Origin of the sequence: uncultured Rothia sp. (assembly GCF_937976295.1) — a bacterium.
In the GTDB taxonomy this organism is placed as follows: Bacteria; Actinomycetota; Actinomycetes; order Actinomycetales; family Micrococcaceae; genus Rothia.
Genome location: NZ_CALJRY010000029.1, coordinates 1 through 7,634, shown reverse-complemented (window position 1 = coordinate 7,634; position 7,634 = coordinate 1). Strand labels below are relative to the sequence as shown.

The 7,634-nt window shown below is 59.9% G+C and carries 5 protein-coding genes; 2 read left to right on the top strand and 3 right to left on the bottom strand.

Features of this window, described 5'->3' with window-relative positions:
* The 3 genes from Q0216_RS00780 to Q0216_RS00770 form a co-directional block, all read right to left on the bottom strand.
* A partial coding sequence (locus tag Q0216_RS00780) for a biotin/lipoyl-containing protein (protein WP_298592135.1) occupies window positions 1-639 on the bottom strand: 639 nt, incomplete at its 3' end.
* 191 nt (window positions 640-830) lie between these two features.
* Window positions 831-2,216: a dihydrolipoyl dehydrogenase gene (gene lpdA / locus Q0216_RS00775; protein ID WP_049337822.1), complete on the bottom strand. Its 1,386-nt coding sequence runs from the start codon at window positions 2,214-2,216 to the stop codon at window positions 831-833.
* A gap of 413 nt (window positions 2,217-2,629) precedes the next feature.
* Window positions 2,630-4,126: a leucyl aminopeptidase gene (locus Q0216_RS00770; RefSeq protein WP_298592133.1), complete on the bottom strand. Its 1,497-nt coding sequence runs from the start codon at window positions 4,124-4,126 to the stop codon at window positions 2,630-2,632.
* 441 nt (window positions 4,127-4,567) lie between these two features.
* Between Q0216_RS00770 and Q0216_RS00765 the strand changes: the two genes are divergently transcribed.
* Both Q0216_RS00765 and Q0216_RS00760 read left to right on the top strand, forming a co-directional pair.
* Window positions 4,568-5,473 carry a PAC2 family protein gene (locus Q0216_RS00765; protein ID WP_298592131.1) on the top strand — a complete coding sequence of 302 codons (906 nt, stop codon included), beginning with the start codon at window positions 4,568-4,570 and terminating at the stop codon, window positions 5,471-5,473.
* Between the two features lie 207 nt (window positions 5,474-5,680).
* Window positions 5,681-7,582, top strand: coding sequence for a metal-dependent hydrolase (locus Q0216_RS00760; RefSeq protein WP_298592129.1), 1,902 nt, complete (start codon window positions 5,681-5,683; stop codon window positions 7,580-7,582).
* The last annotated feature ends 52 nt before the right edge of the window (window positions 7,583-7,634 follow it).

Genomic DNA, 7,634 nt, shown 5'->3' with positions numbered 1-7,634 from the left:
TGCCGCAGCAGGCGCGGGGGCGGCCGGTGCAGCAGGAGCAGCTGCGGCGGAAGAATCACCAATGATGGCGAGAACCTGGCCGACCTCTGCTTCCTCGTCTTCTGGAATCCGAATTTCGAGCAGGGTACCTGCCACGGGCGAAGGAATCTCGGTATCGACCTTATCGGTAGAAACCTCTACGAGAGGTTCGTCTACCTCGACCTGCTCACCAACTTCCTTCAGCCAGCGGGTCACGGTACCCTCAGTGACGGACTCGCCCAATGCGGGAAGAGTTACTTCCTGACCGGATACAGAGCCAGCAGCGGGCGCCGCAGCAGCTGCGGGTGCCTCAGGAGCGGCAGGGGCGGGTGCTGCAGGTGCCTCAGCAGCGGGCGCGGCAGGTGCAGCTGCGGGAGCACTGGAACCATCGCCAATGACAACGAGAGCAGCGCCAACCTCAACATCTTCGTCTTCTTCCACCAAGATCTGCTCAACAACGCCTGCTACGGGGGAGGGAACCTCGGTGTCAACCTTGTCGGTGGAAACCTCAACCAGGGGTGCGTCAACCTCGATGGTGTCGCCGACCTCAACGAGCCAGCGGGTAACGGTACCCTCGGTCACGGACTCGCCCAGTGCGGGCAGTACTACGGTGTGGGACATAATCTTTCCCGTTCTCCTTGTGAATGCTTGAACTAGAAAAATGTGAGCGGCGACCCGGATGCGCGCCGTATGCGTTGAAGCACGTCGACGCGCATCCGGATAGGGGCGTTGTTCAGCGGATACGCCCGGCAACCGCGAACGACCAACGGTCGTCAATACTAAGCTGACGCGCTAACGCCAGTCAGCAAAATTTATGCGCTGTGCAGCGGGGTGCCGTTCAGGACCATTGCAGCCTCACCCAGGGACTCGTTCTGAGTCGGGTGTGCGTGGATGAACTTAGCGACGTCCTCGGGGAATGCTTCCCAAGCAACCCACATCTGAGCCTCACCAATCTGCTCACCCATGCGCTTACCAATAGCGTGAACACCAACGATGGGGCCGTCCTTCTGGCGGACAACCTTCACGATACCGGTAGCACCGAGGATAGCGGACTTACCGTTACCAGCCAGGTTGTACTCAGCGGTCTCAACGTTCTCAGCGCCGAACTTCTCCTTAGCCTTGGGCTCGGAGTAACCAACGGAAGCGATCTCCGGGTCACAGAAGGTGACCTTGGGGATGTTGATGTCTTCAACGACGGTGGGGTTCAGGCCAGCGATTTCCTCAGCAACGAAGATACCCTGCTGGTAACCGCGGTGAGCCAGCTGAACGCCGGGGACGATGTCGCCAACAGCGTAGATGTTGCCAACGCCGGTGTGCAGACGCTCGTTAGCCAGGACGAAGCCGCGATCCATGGGGATGCCCTGCTCCTCGTAGCCCATGTTTGCGGTGTTCGGGCCACGACCAACAGCGACCAGAACGATCTCTGCCTCGAAGACCTTGCCGTCAGCCAGGGTGACCTTAGCACCGTTAGCGTCCTGCTCAACCTTCTCGAAGAGGGTGCCGGTGTTGAACTTGATGCCGCGCTTCTTGAACGCACGCTCCAGAACCTTGATGATTGCCGGGTCCTCGTTGGGAACCAGGTTCGGCAGGCCCTCGATGATGGTGACGTCAACGCCCATAGCGTTCCACATGGATGCGAACTCGCAACCAATCACGCCGCCGCCGAGCACGATAGCGCTCTTGGGCAGGTAGTCCATCTCCAGTGCCTCAGTGGAGGTCAGAACGCGACCCTCAATGGGCAGACCGAAGGTCTTGGAGACCGAGCCGGATGCCAGGATAATGTTCTTACCCTTGTACTCAACACCACCGACGGTGATGGTGTCCTGAGCGGTCAGCTTACCCTCGCCGGGGATAACCTCTACGCCCTTCATCTTCAGCAGGCCTGCAAGACCCTTGAACTTACCGGAGACGATGCCGTCCTTGTAATCGCGAACCTTGCCCATCTCGATGGACTGCAGAACAGCGTTAACGCCAACCTTGGACGCCTCGCGTGCCTCTTCAGCCAGCTCAGCAGCGTGCAGGTACGCCTTGGTGGGGATACAGCCGGTGTGCAGGCAGGTGCCGCCGACCTTTTCCTTCTCGATCAGGCCGACGGTGAAGCCTAGCTGGCGTGCGCGAATAGCTGCAGAGTAGCCAGCGGAACCGCCGCCGAGGATGAGGATGTCGAATTCTTGAGCCACGATATTGCTCCCTTGCATAGTTGTGGGGGCTAAAGACCCCTGCAATGAGTTCTTTACCAATTTATTGGTAGGTTTCTCAGCATGCGCGAAAGGCCCGCGACTCACAAAAAATCGCGCGCCCCTCCGCGTACGCAGAAAAACACTTAATACAACAATACCCCCGTTGGCGGTCGTTTAAGTTCACTCAGGGCGGTTTTAGCCGATTAATCGCCCAAACAGCGCAAATTTTTCATCACTCAAGAAAAGAGGCTCGTCATAGAACAGCGCGGTGACAGGACCACCACAGCGGTCGCACAGAATGCATCCAAGAAAAGACGCAGAGGAAAGACGCGGAGGAGGGCTTCCCGGTAGAAATACCGAAAAGCCCTCCTCAAATCAGCTCTATACTGAACGGCTACGCACCAGTTAGGACGCGCACCCAGCGAAGCAGATTACTTAGCGTAGGACTGGATGAAGTTCACCAGGGTAGCGGTACCGAAGCCGGTACCCTCCTTCGGGGTGAAGCCGTAGGGTGCCTCCTCGTTGAACGCGGGGCCCGCAATATCCAGGTGAGCCCAGGGAATGCCCTCGCCCACGAACTCCTTCAGGAACAGGCCCGCAGTCAGCGCGCCACCGTAGCGGGAACCAATGTTCTTCAGATCAGCAACGGGGGACTCCAGGCTCTTACGCAGGTAGGACTCCAGCGGCATCGGCCAGTACGACTCACCCGCAGCGGCACCGGCTGCAATCACGCGGTCGCGAATCTCCTCGTCACCGAGCAGAGCAGCAGTGCGCAGACCCAGAGCAGCCATAGCGGCACCGGTCAGGGTAGCGATATCCAGGATGACGTCCGGGTTCGACTCAGAAGCCAGAGCGATACCATCAGCCATGACCAGGCGGCCCTCAGCGTCAGTGTTCAGCACCTCAACGGTACGGCCATCACGCATGGTGATAATGTCCTCCGGGCGCAGAGCGTGACCGCCGGGCATGTTCTCAGCCAGGCACAGGTAACCGGTCACAGCAACCGGAACATCCAGCTCAGCAGAAGCAACTACAGCGTTCAGCACGGCAGCGGCACCCGCCATATCGCACTTCATGGTCATCATCGAAGCGGCAGGCTTCAGCGAGTTACCGCCGGTATCGAAGGTGATGCCCTTACCAACCAGCGCAACGTGAGCCTTCGGGTTCTCCGGGGTGTACTTCACAACGGCAAGAACCGGCTTGCGGGGCGAACCCTGACCAACACCGGAAATGCCGCCGAAGCCCTCCTCAGCCAGGCGGTCGTGGTGGAACAGCTCAATCTCAATGTTCGAGTAATCCTCAGCGACCTCAGCAGCGAACTCTGCGAAAGTCTCCGGGTACAGGTGCGACGGGGGCAGGTTCACCAGTCGGCGAGCGTCCTTAGCGGTCTCACCCAGAACCAGGCCGTGCACCAGAGCCTCTTCAGCCTCTTCCTGATCAATCGAAGAAACAATCAGAATGGAATCGATCTCTTCCTGGACCGAATCCTTCGTCTTGAAACGCAGGCCCTCCTCAACGAAGTTACCCAGCACAGCGCCGTGAGCAATAGCCTCAATTTCCTCAACCGAAGAAACACCGAAATCGAAAGCAATCTCCTCAGCGGAACCAACCAGCTGACGAGCCGCAGAACCGGCAGCGTAACGCAGAGCGTCCAGACGCTCCTGACCCTCAGCGGTATCAGAACCCAGACCCGCCAGCGCAACAATGCCGGCGCCGGTGTCCTCAAGGCCGGGCAGGCGCAACAGCTGATCGGGTGCGCCCGAGGCGCCCAGCGCCTCCAGCAGCTCGTTAATACCCTCAACAGAGTCCTCAGACAGGGAGCTCGGCGCCAGGTACGCACCGTCCGAACCCTTCAAAACGCCCAGAACCAGAACGTCAGCTTCGAGCGCTTCAAGGTCGGTGCTGTGAATAGACAGAGACAGAGACATCGTTACTCCTTTGCGTGTGTCTTCTCAAAATAGTCAGGGCACATCCTCGCGCCCGAAAAACTCAACTGTAGGCCCTCGAAGAGTGAGGATGAATACCGCCGCGCAAAGCCGCGCGGACTACTGCTTCTACTCTACACGGATATGCAGGAGGGTGTGAGGTTCAGCTCTCACCCCGCACCGTTGGCAGAGCAAAAAACGCGCAAGAAGCCGAGCTGCGGCGCAATAAGCGCAATAAGAACGTCGACGAGAGACTAAACACGTTCACCTACTGCGAGAAAAGCCCGCACACTGTCGAGACAGGCCAGTAGTGGCATAAAATGAAAGACTACGGAAAGCGTCAGATAACAGAAGACGCCCCTTCGCCCCAACACCTCGGGTGCCGGCAGAAAACACGAAGCCCACCCGAACACGGCGCGAACCAGACAGAAGTGAGGAGGCGCAATGCTCAACCCCGAAGACCTCTACTTAGCCAACACCAAAATATTGGACGACCCCAGAATGCACGGGCTAACCCTCATCATCGCCCTCTCCAGCCCGCAAGACGCAGGCTCCACCGCAGGTCAGCTCGGACAGGTGCTACTCAGCGAACTCAAAAATATTGAAATCGTCGAGTTCGACAGCGACCAACTGCACAACTACCGTGCTCGCCGCCCCTACATCCGCTACGAAAAAGACCACTTCGAAAAGCCGCAATACCCGCAGCTGAAGCTCTACGCCGTAGAAGACAGCCTCGACAAGCCGTTCCTGCTGCTCACCGGCGCCGAACCGGACCTGCAGTGGCAACGCTTCGAAAAGGCCGTGCTGACCATCGCCCAGCGGGTCAAGCCCTCCCTGGTCGTGCTGGTCTCCGCATTCCCCATGCCGGTGCCGCACACCCGCCCCTTCCCGGTTACCGCGCACGGCTCCCGCAAGGACCTGATTCGCGGCATCTCCCCGTGGAAGCCCAGCGCGGACGTGCACGCGACCGTCACCAACCTGCTGGAAGTGCTCTTCACCGAAAACGGAATCGACACCGTCGGCTTCGGCGTGAACATTCCCCAGTACATTTCGGAGGCGGACCTGCCGCAGGGCACCCTCACCGCCCTCGAACACGTGGGTATGGCCGCGCACCTCTCCCTACCCACCGAGAACCTGCGCGACGCCGCACGCCACGTGCACAGCCAGATTAACGACCAGGTCAAGCAGAACCCCGAAATCGGTCGCATGATTACGACCATGGAGGAGAACTACGACGAGAACTTCCGCTCCTCCGACATTGCGGTTCCCCTCTCACGACGCGACGCGCACAACGTGCCCAGCCGCGACGAGATTGGTGCGCTCTTCGAACGGTTCCTCGACGAACAATAAGGCGCGCGCAGGAGGGGAGTGGAGAGTTGCCCGTCGGGTAGTGCGTGACAGATTATGACGCGCCACCCCGCGCCGCTGTGGACAAACCCCACCGAACAAACGAACAATACGAATAAATCTGTGGAACCTTCGGATACATGAACCGAAGTATCCACAGATTTATTTGTTTAACCCCGCGCCCCGCACAAACCATGCCACCGTGAAGGCATGAACGCAAATAATATTTCCAACGGCAACATCTCCAACGGCAATACCCCCAACAGCGACCACATCCACGGCAGCTACGACACGCCCCCGCCCATCCGCAACGAATACGACGTGCTCAGCTGCGCTCTCCACCAGCACGGCTACTGGCCCGACCACTCACTCATCATCCTCACCGCAACCGACACCACCCTCGGCCCCAGCCTGCGCGTCAACCTACCCGACGAACCCTGCACCCACACCGAACGCGCCGACTTCCTACACGAAACCTTCGCCAAACTGCCCACCCGCCACAACGGCGAAACCCTCACCCGCTTCTACGCCATCATCATCGACGGCGACAACACCGTACGCCAACGCCAACTCCACCCCAACACCACACAGCTCGCCGCCATCGAAGAAATCCAACAGGACGTCGACACCCAGATCCCCATCAACGCGTGGCTGCACCTGCTCCACGACCCGCGCATCGTCAGCGAACTACGCTGCGAAGACGTCATCTACGCAGGCGGCGCCAGCATCTGGGCGCTCAACCCCGAACAGCAGACGCTCACCCTCCTCGCACCCATCGAAGAAATCCGCCACAGCAGCTACTACACCTGGCTCACCCGCCACGGCGACACCATCGCCGACACCGCCCAGCACAACTACGCCCACAGCCCCTGGGACACCGACCCCACCACCAATCCCGAAACCCGCCACGACTGGGAAAACGCCGTAGAACTCTGGGACCACACCCACATCACCCGCCACGAAGAAGCCCGCAAAGGCATCCGAACCATCTACCGCCAAGCCCAAATCGACCTCTGCTACTGGGACGCCGCCATCAACGCCGCCGCGCACCTGCTCACCACCCACCAGATCGATGATGCTGACGCACCCACGATCGGTGACGCGCTCCGCGAACTCATCCCCGCCGAAGTCGCCGGGCACCTACGCGCCTCCATCGCACCGGCAGCCCTCAACCCCATCACCGCCGAAATGCTCACCTACCTCGCCGGCTACGGACTCAACCACGCCCAAAAAGCGCTCGCCTACCTGCACTACTCCGCCCAATACACCTACCACGCCTTCGGAGGCGAATACCCCAGCATCAGCCCCAACCTCGCGCCGCTCGAACCACCCCACTACGGCACCCGCATCACCCGCAAAACCTACATACCCGCCAGCTTCACCCACGCGTTCAGCACCGCACTTGGCACCGGACAGAGCCACGTGCGCGCCGTGCCCGAAAAATGCGTGCAATGGCAAGACTGGATCCGCCGCACTCACCGCGCTATTCAAGAGAGCCGCAGCGGTCAACAGAACCGCGGCAACCAGCACGCCAACCTCAACGGCTGGGCGCTCGAAAACCTCACCCCCGCCGACCTCGCCAGCGCCGCCGAACTCAACACCATCAGCCGCAACCTGATCCCATACCTCGACGAACACCCCAACGACCACAACGCCAACACCAAACTCGAAAACCTCCAACAACGACTCGACGAAAACCTCACCAACAGCGAATACCTCACCGAACGCCACGCCGTCTACACCCACTACCTCAAAGCCCTCAAAGGAAAACTAGACAGCCCCCACTGTGCACGCCTCAACGCACTAGAACTACTCACCAGCCTGCTCACGTCCCACAGCACCGACGGAGAATACGCCGCACTACGCAACATCCAAGCCTGGGCCAACTGGTACAAGGGCTACAGCACCTACGCCCGCCTACTCCGCCAAGAAGCCCACCGCCACACATTCGGAAAGGACCTCAACATCCTCGACGTACACCTCAACGCAGGCAACCTACCCGCCTGGATTAAACACACCATCTGCGGCGAACCCGGAACACACCGCCGACCCATCAGCACCCTCAAACCCCGAAAACCTCAAACCCAGAAACCCTATAAGCCCGGCACCTAAAACCGGCACCTAGAGCGAGGTGTAAAACGAGGTATAAAACAGAGGAGGGGCG